At 35.1% G+C, this 21,536-nt stretch carries 17 protein-coding genes and 1 tRNA gene; 3 read left to right on the top strand and 15 right to left on the bottom strand.

Annotated elements, in window-relative coordinates:
• Positions 1 to 77 precede the first annotated feature (77 nt).
• The 11 genes from DTW91_RS09220 to DTW91_RS09170 form a co-directional block, all read right to left on the bottom strand.
• Positions 78 to 764, bottom strand: a complete 687-nt coding sequence (locus DTW91_RS09220; RefSeq protein WP_185144766.1) for a hypothetical protein — start codon at positions 762 to 764, stop codon at positions 78 to 80.
• 2 nt (positions 765 to 766) lie between these two features.
• The gene (gene mads6 / locus DTW91_RS09215) at positions 767 to 4,894 is read right to left on the bottom strand and encodes a methylation-associated defense system protein kinase MAD6 (RefSeq protein ID WP_125203096.1); all 4,128 of its coding nucleotides are present in this window, start codon (positions 4,892 to 4,894) and stop codon (positions 767 to 769) included.
• Complete coding sequence (gene mads5 / locus DTW91_RS09210; protein ID WP_125203095.1) at positions 4,879 to 6,237, bottom strand: methylation-associated defense system restriction endonuclease subunit S MAD5; 1,359 nt, start codon at positions 6,235 to 6,237, stop codon at positions 4,879 to 4,881. The genes mads6 and mads5 overlap by 16 nt, the downstream gene beginning before the upstream one ends.
• A gap of 10 nt (positions 6,238 to 6,247) precedes the next feature.
• On the bottom strand, positions 6,248 to 8,254 hold the full coding sequence (gene mads2 / locus DTW91_RS09205) for a methylation-associated defense system DNA methyltransferase MAD2 (RefSeq protein ID WP_125203094.1): 2,007 nt from the start codon (positions 8,252 to 8,254) through the stop codon (positions 6,248 to 6,250).
• The gene (locus tag DTW91_RS09200; protein ID WP_125203093.1) at positions 8,254 to 9,096 is read right to left on the bottom strand and encodes a nucleotidyl transferase AbiEii/AbiGii toxin family protein; all 843 of its coding nucleotides are present in this window, start codon (positions 9,094 to 9,096) and stop codon (positions 8,254 to 8,256) included. Before DTW91_RS09200 ends, mads2 begins: the two co-directional genes overlap by 1 nt.
• Complete coding sequence (locus tag DTW91_RS09195; protein WP_125203092.1) at positions 9,086 to 10,066, bottom strand: type IV toxin-antitoxin system AbiEi family antitoxin; 981 nt, start codon at positions 10,064 to 10,066, stop codon at positions 9,086 to 9,088. The genes DTW91_RS09200 and DTW91_RS09195 overlap by 11 nt, the downstream gene beginning before the upstream one ends.
• A gap of 470 nt (positions 10,067 to 10,536) precedes the next feature.
• Entirely contained in the window at positions 10,537 to 11,181 is a 645-nt protein-coding gene (locus DTW91_RS09190) for a helix-turn-helix domain-containing protein (protein ID WP_125203091.1), read from the bottom strand.
• Complete coding sequence (locus tag DTW91_RS09185) at positions 11,178 to 12,059, bottom strand: toprim domain-containing protein (protein ID WP_125203090.1); 882 nt, start codon at positions 12,057 to 12,059, stop codon at positions 11,178 to 11,180. Before DTW91_RS09185 ends, DTW91_RS09190 begins: the two co-directional genes overlap by 4 nt.
• A gap of 224 nt (positions 12,060 to 12,283) precedes the next feature.
• Positions 12,284 to 13,510 (bottom strand): primase-helicase family protein, encoded by a 1,227-nt coding sequence (locus tag DTW91_RS09180; RefSeq protein ID WP_125203089.1) that lies wholly within the window; start codon positions 13,508 to 13,510, stop codon positions 12,284 to 12,286.
• Positions 13,511 to 13,571: 61 nt separating this feature from the next.
• Positions 13,572 to 13,850: a helix-turn-helix domain-containing protein gene (locus DTW91_RS09175; protein ID WP_125203088.1), complete on the bottom strand. Its 279-nt coding sequence runs from the start codon at positions 13,848 to 13,850 to the stop codon at positions 13,572 to 13,574.
• Positions 13,851 to 14,164: 314 nt separating this feature from the next.
• Positions 14,165 to 15,394: a site-specific integrase gene (locus DTW91_RS09170; RefSeq protein ID WP_125203087.1), complete on the bottom strand. Its 1,230-nt coding sequence runs from the start codon at positions 15,392 to 15,394 to the stop codon at positions 14,165 to 14,167.
• A gap of 605 nt (positions 15,395 to 15,999) precedes the next feature.
• On the opposite strand from DTW91_RS09170, the gene DTW91_RS09165 reads away from it, so the two are divergent.
• Both DTW91_RS09165 and DTW91_RS09160 read left to right on the top strand, forming a co-directional pair.
• Positions 16,000 to 16,074: transfer RNA gene (locus DTW91_RS09165), tRNA-Val, on the top strand.
• A gap of 219 nt (positions 16,075 to 16,293) precedes the next feature.
• A complete protein-coding gene (locus DTW91_RS09160) occupies positions 16,294 to 16,761 on the top strand; it encodes a VanZ family protein (RefSeq protein WP_125203086.1) in 468 nt (155 codons plus the stop codon).
• Here the strand turns inward: DTW91_RS09160 and DTW91_RS09155 are convergent.
• From DTW91_RS09155 to pepT, 4 genes are all read right to left on the bottom strand, one after another.
• Positions 16,733 to 17,638, bottom strand: a complete 906-nt coding sequence (locus DTW91_RS09155; RefSeq protein ID WP_125203085.1) for a glycosyltransferase family 2 protein — start codon at positions 17,636 to 17,638, stop codon at positions 16,733 to 16,735. The two genes, DTW91_RS09160 and DTW91_RS09155, sit on opposite strands and share 29 nt — an antisense overlap.
• Entirely contained in the window at positions 17,635 to 18,600 is a 966-nt protein-coding gene (locus tag DTW91_RS09150; protein ID WP_228412696.1) for a glycosyltransferase family 9 protein, read from the bottom strand. The genes DTW91_RS09155 and DTW91_RS09150 overlap by 4 nt, the downstream gene beginning before the upstream one ends.
• Positions 18,601 to 19,020, bottom strand: coding sequence for a SufE family protein (locus DTW91_RS09145; protein ID WP_125203084.1), 420 nt, complete (start codon positions 19,018 to 19,020; stop codon positions 18,601 to 18,603). It abuts the gene before it with no gap.
• An 89-nt stretch (positions 19,021 to 19,109) separates the two neighbouring features.
• Entirely contained in the window at positions 19,110 to 20,360 is a 1,251-nt protein-coding gene (pepT, locus tag DTW91_RS09140) for a peptidase T (protein ID WP_125203083.1), read from the bottom strand.
• Between the two features lie 280 nt (positions 20,361 to 20,640).
• Here pepT and DTW91_RS09135 point away from each other — a divergent pair, with 280 nt between their 5' ends.
• Positions 20,641 to 21,489, top strand: coding sequence for a hydroxymethylglutaryl-CoA lyase (locus DTW91_RS09135; RefSeq protein WP_125203082.1), 849 nt, complete (start codon positions 20,641 to 20,643; stop codon positions 21,487 to 21,489).
• Positions 21,490 to 21,536: the final 47 nt, after the last annotated feature.

Genomic DNA, 21,536 nt, shown 5'->3' with positions numbered 1-21,536 from the left:
AATTACCTCCAAAATCACATCTTTTACAATGATTCAATATCTCAATTTCTTTGTTTTCAAAAGAAGTTTGAACAAAATTAAAATGAATTTATCCTAAATGCACAACAGGTTACCAACAATCTTCTAACATCATCACAAAACAATTCGGCTTGCTTCTCTAAAAGTGGTTTTATCTTATTGAGTGTTGTATTACTCTCCAAAAAGCCAGGATTAACATTCTTGATTAAGTAAAGAATACCCAAACTGTCCACATCCAATTCTTTTGATGGAAGCAATGTGTTGGTTGTTTTATCCCATCCCTCGGCTAAAAAATTCCGTAGTTCTTCTTTTACAATAGGATTTTGCCCTAGCATAAGGTAAACTTGGTCTGCTGTAAAATAATCTCTTGTATTGGGAACATTCCGTACCCGATAACTTTCAAGATGAATAGGTCTTAATGAAGATACTTTTTCTTTCTCCGAATTTCCACGGTTTACCATATTAACAAGGTTGGTACGTAACCAAAGTTCCACCGCTTCAGGATTTTCGTTAAAACCTTCTAATTCGTTATTTTCCTCTAATTTTTGAAAAATATTTTTCAGTTTATCTAATTCAATAAAAACATTATCGCCTCTTCTTGTTCGTTGTTTGGGACGAATACCTTCGTGCTTCAAAAGCATAAAAAGGTTGACCAACGTATTATCAATTCTAATCGTTTTGGCATCAGCGGTAAAAAGAAGCTCATTTCTGAATGTGCTTTCCTGTTTGTTTAATTTGATTGCCATATCTAATAGGTTAATTTGTTAATAGCAATTTTGTTGTTTTTCTTTTTAATGGAATAAAACAAACGGTTGTCTGCTGTTACCACTATCTCATCATAGTTTAGATTTTCCAATAAATTTTTGAAAACAATCAATTCGATGAACTTGCCTTTCAAATCATTCAAAGACGGACTAAAACCTTTCTTTATAAAATACAACATCTCATAAAGGTCAAGCGAAATAGCCAACCGTATCTGCTTATTCGTTCTATGTCTGAATATTAAACTATCTGGCTCATACTCCAGATATTTGATTAAATGGTCTGTACGATTTACAATTAATTCAAAATCTTCTAAAGGAAACATCTTGAACGATCTTCCTCGAATATCCTTCACATCAGTAGAGGCAAGAATTAAATTTTCTTTATCAAGTGCTTCATTATCACAACCTTCATTTAGAGAAACCGCTCTGGAAATCACCTGCTTTGTTTTTTCATCTATGGTTGATTGAGATAATATGGAAACAAAATCAAAAACCGATTTGTAAGGCAAACGTAATAAATAGGAGGGTTTTAGCCCTTTTTCGTTTGGTTTTTCGGTTTTATCTTCAAGCGTTTCATCTTCTTTGAACCAAGCAGTTTTCCCTTCAAAATAATGATGTCTTGCAAACACTTTGTGCTTTTCCCTTATTTCTCGAATGAGTTCTGGAGTTTGTTCGTGTGCTGGAATAAATGATTTTTCGTCGTTAAAAGCTTCTAACAAATTCTGCTCTCTTTCCGAAAACTCAACGTAGTCTTTTAGATTGTGCTTGCTGAAAAATAATTCTCTGTCCCAATGCGGAATGGCAACTTCTCCTATATCTGTTTCTCGCAAAAGTTTTATCAAACGGTCTCTATTACCGCTATCATCTAAATTAGGATTGGTAATATTGAAATAATAATACTGCCAATATTTTTCAGGTGTAACATTTTTCAGTTCTTCTACTTTTGATAACTCCTCACAAGAAACATCACGAGTAAGTATAAAAGCAATAAGCGACCGTATATCTCGCATCGTGATATGCAATTCGCGTTTTAGGCTTACCGTTCTTATTAACCATTCCAATCGGTTAATTACCGTTTCTCCAGAAGCTGTATCGTTTAATGTATCAACATTATATTTGATAAAACAATCTTTTGCCAGCTCACATCCTTCACATTTCGTCCAAAGCGATTTTTGTGTTAATGCTTTTACCTGATTTTTAAACAAACTTCCTGTTCCCATATCATCAGCGACTACAGAGCGAAGATTTAAATTGACAATCATTATTCCTTTTGGAAGCTCTGTATGCCCTTCATTGTTGAAATAGTCTTCAATCAGCTTTGCTAATTTTTGGTGTTTTTTTGAAGTGGTTAAAAACTCGACCAAACGTCCTTCATTTATGGCGATAATCCTTCCTTCAGTGGCTTGATCATAATCTTTCACTTCCTCAAAAGGCTGGAAAAATCTTTCTAAAACATCATTGTTAATATTGTTTTCTTCATCTTGCGAACCGTCATAATTACTTTCGTAAGCAACAGCATTAATTTTAAATTTTGCTCCGTTATGATGGGTAAAATGCTCAACATCTTTTACTAAAATGTGTTGTTCGGTTTTCTTAATAAATGCAGTCTTTCCGTCTCCTGCATTTCCAGTAATGATGACCAATTTATATTGTCCATCTACAATAGCTGGGATTAAACTTTTATCTAATTTGGTAGGTGTGTAGGTTTGCTCGTCTAACTGATGAGCATTGCTATTTACTCTCGTTCCAAAATTTCCGTACTTCGATTGGCTATACAGCGAGTTGATGTATTGAATGATATTCACATCAGTCGTTACATTCTCTTTAGTTTTTGGAGTAATATCTTCTAAAATCTTATCTTCTATGACAACCAAGGCATTAAACATCTCCTTTGCATTTTGAAAACGCTGAGAAGCATCAGTAGCAATGGCTTTCAATAAAAACGATGCAAATTCATTTGATATTCTGGGTTCTAATGCTTTTGGATTATTCGGCTGCCTACTTGCCATAGGTGTTTTTGAAGGATGCCAAGGATATTGTTTGCAAAGCAACTCATACAAAGTTACGCCGAGTGCAAAAGTATCTGTAGATAAATCCCAATTTACCTTATAGTTATCAATAATCTGATCGGGTGCTAAATAGGGAATTGTTCCAACAAACTCACTATTTTTCAAAGTAGAAGAAGCTACATTAAAATCTACTAAGACAAAGCGTTCTCCTTTGTCCCAAATAATGTTTTGTGGCTTAATGTCTCGGTGCAAAACAGGTTTTTCTTTGGACTGCATTTCTACCAAAGCAGAAAGAATTTCTTTACCCACTTGAAATATCTTGTGAATAGGCAATTTGGCATCAGTGCGAGTATAAATGCTTAAATTTTCCCCATCTAAATATTCCATTACCGTAAAAAACTGCCCCGAAGCCGCTTCATCATTCCATTTGAATTGAACAATGTTGGGATGATTTAAATTGATCAACGCATCGTATTCGTCTTTTACAGAACTAAAATTTACACTTTCATTGAATAATTTCAAAGCATAAAAAGTATCTTGAATGCGGTGTTTTACTTTGAATACTTTGGAGTATCCGCCTTTACCCAATGTTTTGTGAATGGAATACGTTCCAATAGAATCGCCTTCTTTTAATTCTTCAAAAGTGGATGATTTTACAACAGGTGCAACCACAGGAGCTACTTCTGCAATAGATTTGCTTTCTATGGCATTGGCAATAAAATCCTGCAAGGTTTCTATGCTGTCTATCCGCTTTAAATCGTCTGTTAAAATGGTTTGCAAACACACTTCATCAATCCATTTGGGTAAATTGGAGTTGATATGTGTCGGCAACAAATCGGCTTTCAGTTTACCACCCATCTTGTCTAAGTCATAAGGTGTACTAAATGGTTCTTTATCCGTAAACAACCAATAAATTAAAACGCCTAACGAATAAATATCCGAAACCGCACTTGCATCATTTACCGTTAGTTCCAAAGGATGATAAGCCGTTGCATTATTTTGATTAATGGTTGGCATAACGGTATATCCCTCTTCGCTGTGGTCAATGAAATAAGATTTACCAAAATTACCCAGATAAGCATAACCACTACTCAAATAAATATTATCGGGATTGATGTCACGATGGAAGATGCTTTCTTTATGGGCTTCTTTCAGAGCCACCATAACATTGGTTATAATATCAATCTTTTCTTTGAACGTAAAGGTTTTTACACGAGCTTCTGAACGTAAAGAATTTTCTTCTAAAAAGTCAGAAATTTCATAGAAGAGATGATTAACCTCATCTATACGAAACTCTACATTGAGGATAAAAGGTTTTGCCTTTAACTTATTGAGTGCGTGATATTGGTTTTTGATTTTACCTTCCCGTTTTTTCAGTTCTTCGGCAGATAATCCGCTTACTTGCAAAGCATATTCCTTAATTTTACGACGTACCGAAGTAACGCCTTTTGGTTTTACTAGGTATTCTGTAAAATTAGGTTCTTGCTGAATGATTTCCAGCACTTCATACCCCTCAATTTCTCTTTTTTGTTCGGGAGATTTCTTGGATTGCTGACCAATTAGAAACTGTACAATTGCTTGTTGAATATCAGTGATATCATCTTCTAATTTACCAATGCTGTACGGATCGGTAACAAAATCTATCAGTTTTTTGTTCAAGCTAAACGTGAGCTTTTGAGCTTCGTGCGAAATGACAGGTGGGTAAGTATTATCAAACGAAAGTGTAAGCATATTTTGTATCCACGCTTTTCCCCAAGCAAAGTTGGCTTCTTTGAGTTTGGATGCCAATATCGATGTTTTTTGACGACCTGTTTTAAGCGGGTTGGGCATTTGCTTATCGTTGAGATACCAGTAATGGTCATCGCCTTCGATACGCCCTTTCCAATCTTTGTTTTCGATATTGTAGATGCCGTGTGGAGCTACGACAATTAAATCGTATTCCCAGTATTGGGTACGATTGTTTTTGGGATTGGTAGATGCAATCTCCACATTAGGAATTAAATAATAATTATCCGGAAGATTTATCTCCAGATAATCTAACAATCTCTTTTCCCCGGCATTTACAACCGATTCGAAATAAGGCGGTTTTATGATACTTGCCATAGGTCAATTTCTTTTTCTATTAATGCAATGGCTTGGTTTTCTTTGATGACGGATTTATCTGAAAGAGAAATAAATTCTTCTATTTTTTCAGAAATTACTCTTTGCAATTCATTACTTAAAATTGGAAGATCAATGTTTCCAATCAATTCCTCGTTCAAAGTGATAATTACAGACCCAAATGCAGAAGCTTCCATTGCTTTTAAACCCATATTAGTTTTCAAAAATGCAAATACATAATTTGGAGATATTTTCTCTGAATTTACTTTAAGTCGTAGAGCGTGTTCTGAAATAACAGTGTTATTAAGGTCTTCTCCTACGATTACTGTATTACCAACAGTTCCTGACCTTGAAATCAATATATCTCTTTTAGAAACTTTCATTTGTTCAACACCATTTGTTGAAGGGCTGATTTTCTTCGCTTGTCTTTTGGGGTTGTATAACATCATATCTGATGATGACAAAAAAGGAATTCCATTCTCAACATAATTTCGTTTTCCTCTACCACCAACAAATATTGAGGAAGCAAAATTTTCAATTTTTTCAAACTGAATATTAGGATTGTATTCTTTCTTGATTTTCTTCCAAATAAGTTGATATTGACCGTCTAATCTTTTATGAAAACCTAATAAATCTTTGGAAGAAATTTTACCATATTGAGCTCCATCAGTAATTCTTCCGTAGTTTAATTCTTGTTCAAATATTTGAGCTGCCTCCTTCAACAATCTATTCGCTTCAACTCTTAATTCAGACGCTTCTACAATAAGCTGATGAATCTTTTGCTGTGTTTCTGCTGATAAGATAGGTATAGGAATATCTTTCAACATATCTTCAGATATATAGGGTTGAACACCTCCAGCAGCTAATCTATTAATCAGTGTATTTCCATATTTTGAGGTAAGAAAACTATAAACATAGCCCGATATATTTTTGTCTTTGCAGACAATTCTAATAATGTTATCAGAACCCATTGCCTGATTATCTTCTAATTCAGATGTAATATAGGCTGTTTGACCTATTGCCCCAACCCTTCCCGTTACAATCATCCCTTCTTTCAGAAAAGAAGGTTCATCAAAAGCATATTTTTTAGAATTATATTTGCAACCGTCTAAAGGATTACCTTTAACAACATCTGAATTGCTCAAGTAAGGAAATCCTTTATTTTTTTCTGTATATATTCTTTTGCTTCTACCTGCGGTAAAAATATCAGAACATAAACTTTGTAATTCTTGATGTGGCATTTTTCGTAACTTTCTTAAATACAAAGTGCCATCGGAAAGATGATAACTTCCATCGAATCTTAGTGACTCAACAATTTGTTGCTTTTTGATTTTTTGTATTATCATTCCTGATTATTTAAAATTCCATATACGCCTTTGAAATCTTAGGCAAATCATCATCTAAAACACGCTGTTTTTCAACACGTGTTTTTACAATCGGCTTCCCATCTTCCGGTCGGTAGGCTACATATTTATTTTCCACTGGGAAAATAATTTCAGCTCCATCTTCATCTCGCAAATAGATCGGATTTCCTCTTCGGTCTTTACCTAACTTTTCGGCTATTGCCATAAACACATCGTAATCTTCTTCTCCTTCGTGGGCAATATTACGCTCGTTGGCAGATTTTTTTTGTAAGAACAAAAGCGAAGCTTGTACACCCACTTGTGGGAGAAATGCTTCTACAGCCAAATCTACCGAAGCTAATATTTTGAATTTATCTAATATCCATTCTCTTACAGGTAAGGTGTTAGGATTCCCTAAAATACCATCTGGCAATACAATAGCCATTTTACCATCTTCTTTCAAGAAGTTGTAACAAGCTTCTATAAATAAAACTTCGGGAGCATTTGAATATCTGGATAATTCATACTTAACCGCAATATCCTCATCGACTTTTACTTTTGCACCAAAAGGTGGGTTGGTAAATATGATATCAAATTTTCCTCTAGCACTATTACCATAAACACCTTCATCATCTTTCATTGTCTTTAAACTTCGATTGATTGCTTTTTCAATCTTTTGAATTTCGGTAGGATGCTCCCAGTTGGGATAAGCCAAAGAATTAACGTGAAAGATATTGGCGTGTCCGTCACCAGCCATTACCATATTCATTCGTGCCGCTTTCTTTAAATCAGGGTCAAAATCAAAACCGAAAATGCTGTTTTCGGCATATTCGCGAACTCTTTCGTTTACTTCTGGAGTATTATATTTTGCGGCAAGTAAAACTTCATCGGTAATTTCCGGATATAGTTTTTCTGCTATTTGCTTGCGAACGTGATCCAATACCATTATCAAAAAACCTCCAGAACCACAGGCAGGATCCAGCACTCGGGTATTTTCTGTTGGGTTCATCATTTCTACCATCGCTTTAATGATATTACGAGGAGTGAAGAACTGACCAGCCTCTTGTTTCAATGTGTTACTTACAATCGTTTCGTAAGCCAATCCTTTCACATCTACAGAAGCATCAAGGAAAGAGTATTTTGCTAACTCTCCAGCAATAAATGCTATTCCTTTGTCAGTCAATTCTATAGCTTCATTCCCGTCAAAGACATCCGAAAAGGGACCATCTGGCTTTTTTAGATCTATAAAAATTTTCTTAATTCTTTCTGCAACGGCTTTTCTACCTTCAGCGGTGTTTTGTTCTTTTACACCCACCCAAAAAAAACGGCGATAAGAAATACCATCTGGTAAAGGCATAAAACGCCTTTTTTCATCATACAATTTACAGAAAATAAGATAAAGCAGTTGCCAAAACGCATCTTTCTTTCGACCTTCATTTCCATAAATATAATCGTGAGAACGTTTAAAAACTTTGATTAAGGAATCGTTTGCGGGCTTACGACTATGTGAACGATCACCACGATTTAAATCATCTAAAGTTTCTCCAAACCCTGGAAAGTCGGATAAATCAGAAAAGGTATCATAACCAAAATCATCTTCCTCTCGTTGTAAATATTTGATATCTGTGCCATTTGTCCATAAACCAAACTCACAACTAGCAACAGCTGCAAGTGTATTTTCTAAGGTGATGATTACACCTTTTTTCTTGTCGTTTTCTTTTATCTTTTCATCTTGTACGATAGCAATTCGAATAATAAAATCCTGATCGTGCGATTTACCTTTTTCAAAAATAGCTAGATCAATCTTTTGCTTTTTATTTTTCCCAGTATCTGGATCAGTGTAAATAATATTAAAATCCCGTTCCATATCAGTCAGATCAAAACCATACTCTTCGTTGAGCATACGGATAATAGACTGTAGATTATTTTCTTGTGATGTTGCTTTTCTCTGTTTTTCCGTAAGAATGCACATCACGTAATTATCTTCTAGTATTTGTTCTTTCGTATTATTGGTTCTCATTACTTTATTTTTTGATTGAGGATTTGAAAGCAATCCAGCATATCATCATATTGGACTTTGTTTGTTTCCACAATTTGATTAAACAGAATACTGTCTTCTTTCAAATTTATCTCTGTCTCGATAATCGTTTTTAATTTTGCTTTATTAGTATCATTGTCAGATAAGAGAATATTTATATCAATACCTAACAGAGCTGAACCAGCTTTTGTTATTGTAAACTCTTCTATTTCATATACCTCTTCATAATGTTCCATAGCTGCTCTTTCTTCGTGGATGTTTAGATAGTTTAAAAGAATAAATCCCATATCATCCGCGTCTTTATTGCCTTTATGATGTCTGTCTTTCCAGGCAACCAATTTCAAAATGAAAATTCCTGCCAATGAAACAATATCAATTTCCAGCGTATCATCTATTTTAATCCTGACCAAATCTTTTTCAGCTTCTTCAAAACCTAATACAGTCATTGCAAAAGACTGATCTGGTGGCCAGAAGATTTTGTCTTCAGCTGTTGTAATCCCACCATACGGAACTATATCTAATTGAAAATCATTTAGATACAAAAATCGTTGCTGTTGTTTTGGATCTTTTTCAAAATTAGACAATTGTATTATTTCTTTCTCTATAGTTGAAAACTCTTCCCATTTATCCACAACTATGGCAATATCTATGTCTTGAGTCCTTCTACCAGATTTTTCTCCGTGAAGTTCTATAATGATATCCCTTGCGGTTGCTCCAATGATGAAAAACTTGATTTCCAATTTTTGAAATACGGGAATCAGCTCATCCAATAGTTTTTTTAATAGTGGATGCTCCAGTTTTTCACTTGATATATTATAATCCATTTTCTAAAATAATTTTTGCAGTTTCGATATTTCTACTGCTATTAGAACCCATTAAATCGGCATATACAACTAACGGTGGTGCAGTATTATGGTATTTCAGGTTCAGATCTTTAGTCCAAAACGTATTGTAAACTTCAATATTACCGTTGTTATCTGGGATAAGCCTTAGATTTCTAACCAGTGTTGGCAAATCTTCATCATAATATATGATATATTGATCTGATTTAAGGTAATTGGTAATAATACCTGCTGCTGCTTCTCCTCCCCATATAAATCCAAATTCCGCTGTATTGACATTAATAAAATTACGATCTTCGTTTGCAAGGCGGTATTTTTTACGAAGCATTCTTGGCTTTAGAATTTCATTATAAGCAACTACCCAGCGATCCAAAAGCACATCCCTGTTTTTAAGAACCCTTTTGTTGTTAGTTGTTAATAGAAAACCTGTGGCTTTTAATTCTGTGAAAATATTGCTTACAGATCCCAAAGAAATACCCGTTTTATCAGCTAACTCACGGTAAGATGTTTGAAGACTTAGTGGGTCTGAAATCAATAGCAGCAATAACTTTAATCCCGCTTCTTGAAAAGCGCGGCTTTGATTTTTCTTTTCTTTTGACTTTTTCTTTTGTCCTTCAATAAAAATGAAAAGTTCACCTACTTTAATATGTGCATTGCCTGCCACATCTATGTAATTGTAATTTTGCTGTTGAAGAACCTCTGCCACATCTTTAGCTAGATAATCTGCCACCAATAACCAATTTTTGTTCATATCCAATTCTTGAAATTTTGATAAGATTAATCCTATATTCGATTTTCTTGCATTGGTTTTTGCCTCCGCATAAAACGTATGATTACCCACGTTGATGATAGCATCATACTGTGGACGAGTAGTTTCAATACTAATTGTCAATCCAGTGATCTCTTCCAGATTGGCTATTGCTTCGTAAATTATGTCCGTTTCTTTATGCATATTGTTCAATAAAATGAATTGTTCAGTGACAATGAACGCTCAAATTTATTGAACATTCTTCACGTGCACAAGAAAAAAGCATTTATTTTTATAGTTACTTTTATATCCTTATATGAGCCTAAAAAAAGATTAGCATTAAAAGATTTTTTAATTAGGAACTACAATATTTTTGTGCTTTTTTCAAAATTATCATCACATTTTCATTGCATTTTTTTTCTTTTCACCCGCAATTGTATCAAAAATTCTTACGCAAATTTCAGGTTGCTTAATTCTAAAAAAAGATCGAATTTCAGAAACAAAAAAAAACGAGTTCCGAGGTTTTTTACCCTTTTCCCAGAAAAGGCAAGAACGTCTTTGGTAGTAAAAAATGAAAATTTTGTACGAACAAAGACACATCTTGCTATGAAAATTTTAGAATTTAAAAATGGTATTTAGACTACCTTATTTTAGACCAGTTCGGGTTGCTTATTTTAGTCCAGTTTTGGTCTTTTGATGTTTGGGATTTTATGTGGAAAAGAACCCTCATCTTTTGATGTGGAGAATAACTCGAGCATCGTTAGATTTTTCTTGAGAACAATTTGCCAATCCAAAATTGGTCTTCCTAATCCGTTTTTCCAATCGGCTTCTTCCCATTGATGAAATTTTTGAATCAATACATCGTCTAATTTTTCAGAATATTCGTCTAAGGTCTTGGCGAAATTCATAAACTGTTTTAGATTAGGATATTTGGAAAATGAGTGATTTGCATCAATATTTGGTTCTGAATTTTGCGCGGATTCTTTTATCGGAATTTCTTTTGTTTCTACGTTTTTTGGTGCTTTTTTTGGCAATTCATCTCCTTTCAAAATGAAACGGTTCGGAAATCCTCGATTTCTACTAAATTCCAAAAGACCTAAATGCTTGAGCTTATTTTTTGCCGTAATGATCGTTTGTCTGGAAAGCCCAAGTTCTCTTGCCATTTGATAATCCGACAATACAATTTCCTTTTGCAAATCTTCGCATTGGTAGAGGATAAAAGTGAAAACCGCAATCGTATTTGCTCCAATTTTGTTTTTGGAATTTAATTCAAAGATTTTTTCAAATAAGTTTCGGGGGAAATTTTGGGCATTTTTCATCTCTTGAATCTCGGTTTATATTGTTGTTGAACTTCATTGGTTTTCCGAGTAAGATATTCATTCAAATCCTTAAAATCCTTGTACAAAATCCTACCGTCTTCCACATTTTTCACTTCATTTTTTAACATTTCTACAGCTCTGTTTCCTGCTTCGTCATTATCAAAATAAAGTTCAATGTTTTCGTAATTTTCGAGGGAGTTTTTAATCGCAGAAATCATCGAAACGGAATTCAAAACAATGTAATCGGAAGGTTCTTTTTCCAAATATTCTTCAACGCTTTTAAAAGAAAGAAAATCAAAAAATCCTTCAAATATTTTTACACTTTTTGAATTGTTTTTTATCGTGGTACTATCTTTTTTTCCTAAACACATTTTGGCGTATTTATTGCGAATTTCGTAACCACCAGAATCGTTTTTAAAACCGATTCCGAAGTAATTTTTACCATTTATTCGGTAATGGATTTCCTGCAAAAACGCAGTTTGGTTTGCCACTTTTCTTTCGTTCAAATATTCCAAAAGTGCAGAATGCTGAACGTTTTTAATTTCAAGAATTTCATAATTTTTATGCAAATTTTCTAAGTTCTGATTTTGAAAATTCTGCTGTTGAAAAGAAGAGAAATTTTGCTTTTCTGCCCATTCCAAAACTTCTTTTACTGAAGCATTCAGATATTTTTTCATAAAATTGACATTGTTTCCGCCGATTCCTTCGGAATGCAAATACCAATAGTTTAGATTTTTATTGATTTTAAAAGAGGCGTGATTTTCTGTGGCAAAAGGATTGAGAAACCACGCTTCTTTTTCCGTTTGTTTTGTTGGATGGTGTCCGAGAATTTGGAGGACTTCTTCCAATTTTATGGAATTGAATTGTTTGCAGTTCATAGGTGTAGATTTTCCGAGTTAGTGATGGGTAATTTTTCGTTGAATTGTTGAAAAAATACTATAACAATTTGACTAATAAATATTCATTAGCTCAACAAAAGTTCAACAATTCAACAAAGTGGAATTATTTTGCTCAACAAAAACTCAACAAATATTTATGTTTTTTTAGTTTGTTGAGGAGTTTGTTGAAGTATTAATTGTTTGATATTCTTTTCTTTAAGCAATTAATTCAACAAATCAACAGATTTGGTTGAAATAAAATTTTTAGTAATGGTGAAATATCGTCCGACAGAATTATTTTGACAAAAATTTCCAGAATAGTCAATATCATATCTTATGTAAGTCAATCCATTTTTCTGTGGTTCTAATTTCCATTTGTCTTTCAAAATGTTTCGGACATCATTTCTTGTAAAATACGTTTGCTTAAACATTTTAGTAAGCATATTTAGAATATCTTGCGGAACTACATTGATTTCATTCTCATCATTCGATTCAAAAAATTCAAACAACAGTTCTACTATTTTGTATTCTAGTTTGTTGGCGTTTTTGAAGACCAATTTTTGCAATGCTTTGGTTTTTATTTCTTCAGAAGCAAACCACATTCTTGTCTTTTTGGGTGAAAAGAAAGCTCTGTTAATCAAGAATCTTAGAAATAGAGGAATTTCAATTTTCAAATTTTCTAAAAATTCGGTGTTTTCAGATTTTATGGGATTGATTTTCAGAATCCAAAACCTGATTTCGTTTTCATCGATTTGAATAAAATTTTCTTCGTTATTGGAACACAAAATAAACTTGGCGAAGAAATCAATTTCCTCTCGGTCTTTTCCCTTCGCTTCCAACTTATCTTTATTGGTTGTTGATAAATATTTTAGTCTTTCTGTAATCTCTTTTTTATCGAAAAACACTTCATCAATCGCTACGATGAGCATTGCCGCCCAATCGGAATTAAATTGACTTCCGAACGAATCACCTTTAATGTAAGTCATATTCAACCCGAAAATTTCTTTCAACCATTTAATGAAAGTTGATTTTCCAGTAGCTCTTTCTTTGGAAACTAAACAAAGAATCGGTAAAATTTGCGTGGGATATTGAAGAAGGATTTTCAAATAATCTAAACCCAATTCCAATTGTTCCCCGAAAATATGCTTCACAAAATTCAAAGAAAAAGGAATTTCATTTTTGATGTTTTCGTTTTCAGATGAAGGAGAGAATGGAATTTCGTTGTAAATATTATAAAAACCGCGAACAATTTGTTGATAATCTAAATGCTCCGGGATACAGCAAAAACCATCATATTTTGAAATCGACGAAAGGAAAGATTTGCCGTGATCGCTAATGATTGTTTCGCGATTCCAACGCACCAAGACCGAGGTTGTGTCCCCCGAAATTAATGGTTTTTCTATGATTTTGTAATAGGTGGTTCCGACTCGGATATAAGGTATTTTGCTCATTTTAAAAGGTTTTTAATACGAATTGTTATACAATAGAAATTATACAGTGCAAACTGACCGTTTACTTTCTTTGATTTTTTCCGTATTCCAAAAGTTCCTTTTTAGAATAAAAGTAACGACCATTAAAATTGTAATGGGGCAGATTCTTGTTTTTTCGCCATTCAATAATTGTCGGAACAGAAATATGCAGAAATTTTGTAGCTTCGATTTGAGAAATTAAATCTTCGGGTTGTTCTTCTGCTTTGTTAGTCGGCAATGTAAATTCGGTTGCTTTCTTTAGAATGATTTCAACCGCTTTTTCCAAATCGGATTTGGAGTGGGAGTAAAGTTGTACTGACATTTGATTGTATTTTAATTATTTTAAATTCAAATGCAATAATATCAACTTAATTATTGAAAATCAAATAGTTGTGATTCGTCCAGAACAGTCTAAATTAATCCAAATTAGTCCAAAATAATTTTTTTGCAATCCAGATTAATCTAAATTAATCCAGATTAGTCTTTTCAGCGAAATTCAATTTTTAACTAAATTTAACTAAAATTTTTTCTTTTTAACAAAGTTTAACGTTTTTTACTTGATTCAAAAATAAAGGATGCTGTATTTCGTTTAAAAACCCTTTTATTGGTTTTAGCAAAGCGAAAATTTACACTAAATTATCTCCACGCTTTATCCATTTGTTCGTCTGTAAATGCTTCCGTCACTTTCATATATTTGTCCAAAACTGCATCTTTTTTGATGTTTGCAATTTTCTTAATGGCTTTCGGTTCCATTCCTAAAAGTAGAGAATTGGTTATGAATGTTTTTCTTGCAGTATGACTTGTAATAAACTTGCATTTTGGTTGGGTTAAAGACTTTTTCTTGTTGCCAACAAACCAATGAATGGTATATGGTTGTGTGATTTCTGCCAGCTCACAACATTCTTTGATGTATTCATTAAATTTTTGTGATGAAATTATAGGTAAAGGTTCATAGATTGTTCCTTTGTATTTTTCCAAAATAGCTTTTGCATATTTATTGAGTTTAATGGCGTGATTTTGGGTTTTCGTTTTTTGGATAGAAAGAACAATATGATTTTCAGAAATATTTGCTAAATGTAATTTCGACAAATCAGAAAATCTTAATCCAGTAAAACATCCCATACAATAGAAGTCTCGGACTTGAGATAATCTATCATTATCAAAATCTTTTTCATAGAGTTTCATCAGCTCATCAAATGATAGATAAACAATATCAATATCGTGTTCAGCCGCTCTGAATTTTTCAAACTCTCGATTCGTGTTATATCCTTTTTCTGTCGCCCAATTTAAAAATGACTTTAAAACCTTAATTACTTTAGCGAAATAATTTTGTTTCATCTTTTTGGTTTCATATGAATAGTCTCTCAATTGTTCAAAAAAATCGTCATTGATTTTATCAAAAGAAAGTGCGATTGCTCTTTCTTTACAAAAAAATTCCAAATAGTTTTTAATTGTAATCTGTCCTTTAATTGTATTTGGTGTTTTTGTTAGTTTTCCTTTTTCGATATACTCATTAAAGCAATTAAAAAAATCGAACTCATCAGATAGAGTAGTTTCCTCTTCTGAATCAAACTTTTCAATAAACAAATCTTTAGTTGGTTCAATTTTATTAGCCCTGAAATAAAGAGATATATCCTGAATTTTACTCTCTATTTCCTGTAGTTTTTCATTTATTTCATCATAGCCGTAATACTTTTCTTTTTTAGAATTGGCTTTGACACGATTATTTTGCCAATCCTGAAGTTTGCAGCTCAATCCTGTATTTCTTTTAATTACAGAACTATTGATTCTAAACAAAATTCTAATAGGCATTAAACCTTCTTGATTTATTTTGTCTTTTCTTAATTCAAAAATATATTTTATCATCGGCTTAAATAAAATAAAAATTACAAAAGGGGGAACAAAAAGGGGGACAAATTTGAATTTAAAATCACGAAATTTTAAGAAACAAAAAATATAAAAACCTTTTATGAGCCAAATATAATGAATACAAACGGATTAAAAACAAGAAAAATTGAGAAAAGTATTATGGTAGTCCCGTCTGGGGTACACAAAAAAGACTGATTATCAGTCTTTCTTGTTATTTGAGGGAACAACAACAGAGGGATTTTTAATGCTTTCTGTTTTTCGGAAAAACGATTTTTTTTGGAAATCTACTTTGAGTAATTAAATTTCAGTCATTCCTTCACTCACAAAAATCTCGATGAAGCCCATGCTAATTTCTCAACCCATAATAATTTTACACTTCTAAAAACAAAATTTCCCGATAGACAATATAGTTTTGAATTTCACGCCCTTTCTTTTTGCGTTTTTGGCAAAATCCAACTATATTTGCGCTGCTGTTCCGGAAAAATATAAAACATAATGGCTCTCGCGACCATAAGCTCATCCGGAGATCAACAGCGAAAAGATATTCTGTGACACCGTGCTACAATAAGATTCGCGCCGTTGCAGAGGATGTTGTAAAATTTGGGCAGTTAGCTCAGTTGGTTTAGAGCGTTGCGTTGACATCGCAGAGGTCACTGGTTCGAATCCTGTACTGCCCACTTTTCTAAAAAAAGTTAATTGCTTCACGCTCCGTTAACAAATCTGTTAAACTTTTCACAAAAATTCTTTTTATCCGCTTGGCATATATTCAAGGGTCGGATTTTTGATATTTGATGCAAGTTAGTCTTTAAAGACCGTTTATCCCTTTTTTAAAAACAAGTTATAATTCATATTTATGGTGTAGAAAACTCCTTTGTAAATCCAGAAAAAGGAAAGCTATGAAAAGATATTATGCAGTGTTAATCCCTTTTTACACTATTTTTTTGTTGTATATGATGTTTTATGGTTGTGGCAGGCACCCCGAAGCCGGATTTCTACAACTCCATCCTTTGCAAAGCATTACTTATTTTTTGCGCTACAACGACTTTTTTTCGGAAAAATTTATGATCAATATCGTCGGCAACGTGCTCATTTTCATTCCATTTGGCTGGCTTGGTCTCCTTAGTGGCAAGCTCAACCGTCTCCCATTGCTGTTTTTTCTCTTCGTCAGCGGGATCTCGTTGATAGAAGTCACTCAATATTATACAGCCCGAGGCACTGCTGATGTAGATGATGTTTTTCTTAATACGTTGGGTCTGCTGATCGGATATTGTGGTCTGAGAATCGCAACCGCCTTGGATATTGCAAATCTGAGGTTCGAGTTAAACTATAAATCTACTACTTCCTCTTATTCATATAACCAATAAGTTGTCCCAATTTATACAAATCCAAAACCCGCAGGGAGGCATCTCCGTTCAACAGCCGCTTCTGCAAATAGGGTTTCAAAAGTCTATAAATCATCTGATAGACAAAAGCGGCGCCCGTTCTCTTCATGAGAAGGTAGGCCTTGGCTAATTTGATCTGCGAAACACTTTCAAAATTCTTATCTCTGCCGATGAGGCGTGCCAGACTTTTGGCAGATTGATCTGCCTTGCCCAGGAAAACCACATTGGTCTCTAAGCCATTATTAAAAATCGGATTGTCAATATGATCTATTTTGATGTGATGGCGTTTCAAATCCTGAGAAAAGACGAGGTCTTCGTAGCCGTAATCCGTCATCGCTTCATTGAATGGAATCTTTTCGAGAATGGATTTCCTTACCACAAAATTATTGGTTTGAAAATCCAAGTAAGGTTCCTTGAGCCGCTTAGCGACAGGCATATTTTCTCGCTCTGTGGCAAATTTCCATCGCAGTCCGTACGCCTGCCCGGGACTTTCGGGACTTGCCTTCCTGCCGCCATAGATCACGTCGGGCTGATGCTTTTCTATGAAATCCAAATAATTAACGAGAAAATTGTCGCTGATGATTTTTCCGTCGCAGTCCAGGAACAATAAATATTCGGCGTGAGAATAATTTAGAAACAGATTCCGAATTTTGGATCGGCCGATATTTTTTTTTAGATAAATAAACTGATTTACTTTGCCTTCCAAATTTTTGTTGATTTCAATAAAATAAGGATCCGAAGCATCATCAATCAATATGATATCGGCTTCCCAACCGCAGACCCGGATTTGATGGATGAGATCATTGACTAATTCATTGACATCCTCATCATAAATCGGAATACAGATGCTCAGTTTCATATTTTGTCGATAATCTTCTGAATATTAAGCTCATGCAAACAAGCATAATCGCCCCGGAAGCACTTCCTGTCGCCGAAAACAGAGCAAGGCCTGCAAGAGAGATCTTTGACGTGTACGATATCTTCTTCGCTTTGCCCATAGCCGAGGAAACCGGCATAGTAATGTGTAGATCCCCAAACCGAAATACAGCGGGTACCCACCAAGCTGGCCAGATGCATATTGGCAGAATCCATGGAAATCATGATTTCCAACTCCGAAATTTTCTGCAGTTCTTCTTTCAAGCTTAGTTTTCCTGCAAGGCTCAGCGTGTTGGGGATTTGGCTTTCCCAGCTTTTGAGAATGGTATTTTCCTCTTCGCCGCCTCCGAAAAAATAGATTTTGTGCGTCTTTGCCAAGATCCTTACCAGTTCGAAAGATTTTTCCAAAGGCATCATTTTGCCTTTATGCTGTGCAAATGGCGCAAATCCTATGCCCTGCTTATTCCGGGATCTGCTGCGATACCGGTGCGACAGTTCCACCGCAAAACCCATCTCCCTAAATACGTCTGCATATCGCTCGACCGTTCGTTTTAATGGTTTTTTATCGAGATTCCAAATGTCTGTCAGTACTTCTTTTTCTGCTTTTCCCTTATCGATTTTATAAACTTGGTAGCCGTGCTTTTTGAAAATAGAAGTAATCATTTTAGTTCTGATGACATCGTGCAAATCTGCCACATAATCGGGTTTGAAATCTCGAATCAATTGTTTTGTCAATTTTCGGATTCCCCAGACGCCTTTGTAATCATCGAAACTAATGCCCTTGAAAATCAATCGGGGATGGCCGTCGAATAGGTCGCGGAAGTATTCTCTGCTGATGAATATGAGCTTTACATCGGGGTTCTGCTCCAAAAATTCTATGCAGACGGGAACCGTCATTGCGACGTCTCCGAATGCCGAAAACCGATATGCTAAAATCGTCTTCACCTATTTCTTTAATTGATATGCCACTGCATAAAATTTGATTTGCTTTGTCATCGCCATCAGCCCATTGGCCCGCGATGGCGACAGGAACTCCTGCAATCCGATTTTGGAAATGAATTCAAAATCCGAGTCTAGAATCTCCTCTGTAGAGTGGCCGCTGTAGATCCTTACCAGAAGCGAAACAATCCCCTTGGGCAAGATTCCGTCGGAATCTGCATTGAAAAACAATTTCCCGTCCTTATATTCAGCATCGATCCAAACTTTAGATTGGCAGCCGCGGATCAGGTTTTCGTCAACTTTTTTATCGTCAGGAAGTCCTTTTAATTCTTTTCCGAGGTCAATAATATATTCATATTTCTGCTCCCAATCTTCCAGATAGGAAAATTCTTCTACGAGTTCCTGTTGTTTCTCTTTGATTGTCATTCAGAACATTTATTTGAAATTCAAAAATAGATTTATTTTAATTAATTATCACTTCGGCAGCGCACGGCTGCACAATTTTTTTGGAAAAATTATTTTACCAGTTGTACGATGTGAATAATGACCTTAGTGGCTGCTACCATACTTTCCAAAGGTACGAATTCATAAGGACCGTGGAAATTGTGACCTCCGGCAAAAATATTGGGGCAGGGCAATCCCATATAAGATAGTTGTGCGCCGTCGGTTCCGCCGCGGATGGCTTTTATTTTCGGTTCCACACCGGCATTTTTCATCGCTTGCTCTGCTATTTCGATAATGTGCATTTTGCCCTCGAATTGCTTTTTCATATTGAGATATTGCGGTTTTATTTCTATCTCAGCCGTTTTCTCTCCGTATTTTTGATTGATTGCCTCTACTTTTTCTTTGATGAGTTTTTTTCTGTCTTCAAACTTTTGGTCATCGTGATCCCGTATGATGTATTGAAGTTTGGCTTCGGAAACATCGCCCTCAAAATCGGTAAGGTGGAAAAACCCTTCAAAACCTTGTGTCGTGGCAGGCGTTTCATTTTCGGGGAGCGAAGTGATGAATTCTGCAGCGATTAATCCTGCGTTCAGCATTTTGCCAAATGCGTAACCCGGATGAACAGACAATCCGTGGATCTTGATAACCGCCGCAGCTGCGTTGAAGTTTTCGTATTCCAATTCGCCAATCTCGCCGCCATCCATCGTGTAAGCCCATTCGGCGCCGAACTTTTCAACATCGAAATGATGCGCGCCTCTTCCAATCTCCTCATCCGGGTTGAACCCGATAGAAATCCGTCCGTGCTTGATTTGAGGGTTTGCTAAAAGAAATTCAGCCGCCGTCACTATTTCCGCAATGCCCGCTTTGTCGTCTGCGCTAAGAAGCGTGGTTCCGTCTGTCGTGATGATGGTTTGCCCGATATATTTTTTGAGATCTTCAAATTTGGCTGAAGATAAGGTAAATCCTGTTTCTTTATTCAATAACAAATCTTGTCCGTCATAATTTTCCCAGATCTGCGGATTCACATGCGCGCCATTGAAATCGGGAGAAGAATCGTAGTGGGCAATGAATCCCACTTGTGGAACAGTTTCCTCGATATTGGAAGGAATAAATCCAAAAACATAGCCTTTGTCATCTATACTGACATTTTCCAAACCTAAATCTTGCAATTCTTGATGAAGGTAATGTGCCATGTCCCATTGTCTTTCGGTAGAAGGCGTGGTCTCGCTTTCCGGGTCGCTGGTTGAAAATATGGTGATGTAGCTAATGAATCTGTTGAGTAGTTTTGCTTTCCAAACGCCGTCCAATTGGATGTTTTCCATATAATTTGCCATATCTCCGCAAAGTTATATATTTATGGAGTGAACCACAAACAATTCGTGACAGAGTTGAAAGATGAATAGAAAAGTTCTAAGTTTGTTGAATTTTGTGATTCCATCTAATTGCAGCCGACTTAAGCGAAAATCCACTTTTGCGTTGACTTCAAGTTCTATTTAACCTGAAATCATCGGCAAAAAAGATTGACTTACTCGCACCACCCCGGTAGGTTTGGGAGCGGAAAGCGGATAAAGCTGCCCAAATTAAATTAAAAAAAATAGTCAAATGTTCTTAACGGAATGTCCACGAGACGCGATGCAAGGCTGGGGAGAGATGATCCCGACGCAAACGAAAATAGACTACATCAACAGACTGATGGAAGTTGGTTTTGATGTGCTGGATTGCGGAAGTTTCGTAAATCCGAAAACGATGCCTCAAATGGCGGATTCGGGAACGGTGGTGGATGAAATAGATAAATCTCTTTCCAATACAAAACTGTCTGTGATCGTTGCAAATGTTCGCGGTGCAGAAAAAGCGCTAAGCCACGACCAGGTTGATATATTGGGGTTTCCTTTTTCGATTTCGGAGATTTTTCAACATAGAAATACCAATAAAAGTCGTGAGGAAGCTTTTACGGAAGTTGTGAAAATCTTAGAATTAGCAAAATCTGAAAGCCGCGAGTTGAATCTCTATTTTTCTATGGCCTTTGGAAATCCTTATGGCGAAAACTGGAAATGGGAATATGTGGATTTCTGGGCAAAACGTTTTGAAGAAATCGGAATAAAAAATATTTTACTTTCCGATACAACGGCAGTCGGCAACGTCGAGAAAATCTCGCTTTTATTTAATAAAATTCCTGCAAAATATCCTGAAATTAATTTCGGAGCACATTTTCATAACCGTTACGAGGATTCCTACATCAAATTGAAGGCTGCTTACGACGAGGGTTGCAGAAGATTCGACAGCGCCATCAAAGGAATAGGAGGCTGTCCGATGGCGGAAGATGAACTGGTTGGGAATATGCCGACGGAGAAGGTCTTTAATTTTATGGCATCCGAAAAACTTGATATAAAACAGAATCTGCTTCATTTTGAAAGCGCTTACAATATGGCGAAAGACATTTTTCATTTTTAAAGAAGTGAATGTAAACATCCTATTACAAGCTTTTTTAATAATAATTA

The sequence above is a fragment of the Chryseobacterium sp. SC28 genome, from assembly GCF_003932955.1.
In the GTDB taxonomy this organism is placed as follows: Bacteria; Bacteroidota; Bacteroidia; order Flavobacteriales; family Weeksellaceae; genus Epilithonimonas.
This window is presented reverse-complemented; position numbering and strand designations above follow the sequence as displayed.

Excerpts from the sequence above, each read along its gene's own strand:
- DTW91_RS09220 (WP_185144766.1), bottom strand. The coding sequence starts at position 764 with ATGGCAATCAAATTAAACAAACAGGAAAGCACATTCAGAAATGAGCTT.
- mads6 (WP_125203096.1), bottom strand. The coding sequence starts at position 4,894 with ATGGCAAGTATCATAAAACCGCCTTATTTCGAATCGGTTGTAAATGCC.
- mads5 (WP_125203095.1), bottom strand. The coding sequence starts at position 6,237 with ATGATAATACAAAAAATCAAAAAGCAACAAATTGTTGAGTCACTAAGA.
- mads2 (WP_125203094.1), bottom strand. The coding sequence starts at position 8,254 with ATGAGAACCAATAATACGAAAGAACAAATACTAGAAGATAATTACGTG.
- DTW91_RS09200 (WP_125203093.1), bottom strand. The coding sequence starts at position 9,096 with ATGGATTATAATATATCAAGTGAAAAACTGGAGCATCCACTATTAAAA.
- DTW91_RS09195 (WP_125203092.1), bottom strand. The coding sequence starts at position 10,066 with ATGCATAAAGAAACGGACATAATTTACGAAGCAATAGCCAATCTGGAA.
- DTW91_RS09190 (WP_125203091.1), bottom strand. The coding sequence starts at position 11,181 with ATGAAAAATGCCCAAAATTTCCCCCGAAACTTATTTGAAAAAATCTTT.
- DTW91_RS09185 (WP_125203090.1), bottom strand. The coding sequence starts at position 12,059 with ATGAACTGCAAACAATTCAATTCCATAAAATTGGAAGAAGTCCTCCAA.
- DTW91_RS09180 (WP_125203089.1), bottom strand. The coding sequence starts at position 13,510 with ATGAGCAAAATACCTTATATCCGAGTCGGAACCACCTATTACAAAATC.
- DTW91_RS09175 (WP_125203088.1), bottom strand. The coding sequence starts at position 13,850 with ATGTCAGTACAACTTTACTCCCACTCCAAATCCGATTTGGAAAAAGCG.
- DTW91_RS09170 (WP_125203087.1), bottom strand. The coding sequence starts at position 15,394 with ATGATAAAATATATTTTTGAATTAAGAAAAGACAAAATAAATCAAGAA.
- DTW91_RS09160 (WP_125203086.1), top strand. The coding sequence starts at position 16,294 with ATGAAAAGATATTATGCAGTGTTAATCCCTTTTTACACTATTTTTTTG.
- DTW91_RS09155 (WP_125203085.1), bottom strand. The coding sequence starts at position 17,638 with ATGAAACTGAGCATCTGTATTCCGATTTATGATGAGGATGTCAATGAA.
- DTW91_RS09145 (WP_125203084.1), bottom strand. The coding sequence starts at position 19,020 with ATGACAATCAAAGAGAAACAACAGGAACTCGTAGAAGAATTTTCCTAT.
- pepT (WP_125203083.1), bottom strand. The coding sequence starts at position 20,360 with ATGGAAAACATCCAATTGGACGGCGTTTGGAAAGCAAAACTACTCAAC.
- DTW91_RS09135 (WP_125203082.1), top strand. The coding sequence starts at position 20,641 with ATGTTCTTAACGGAATGTCCACGAGACGCGATGCAAGGCTGGGGAGAG.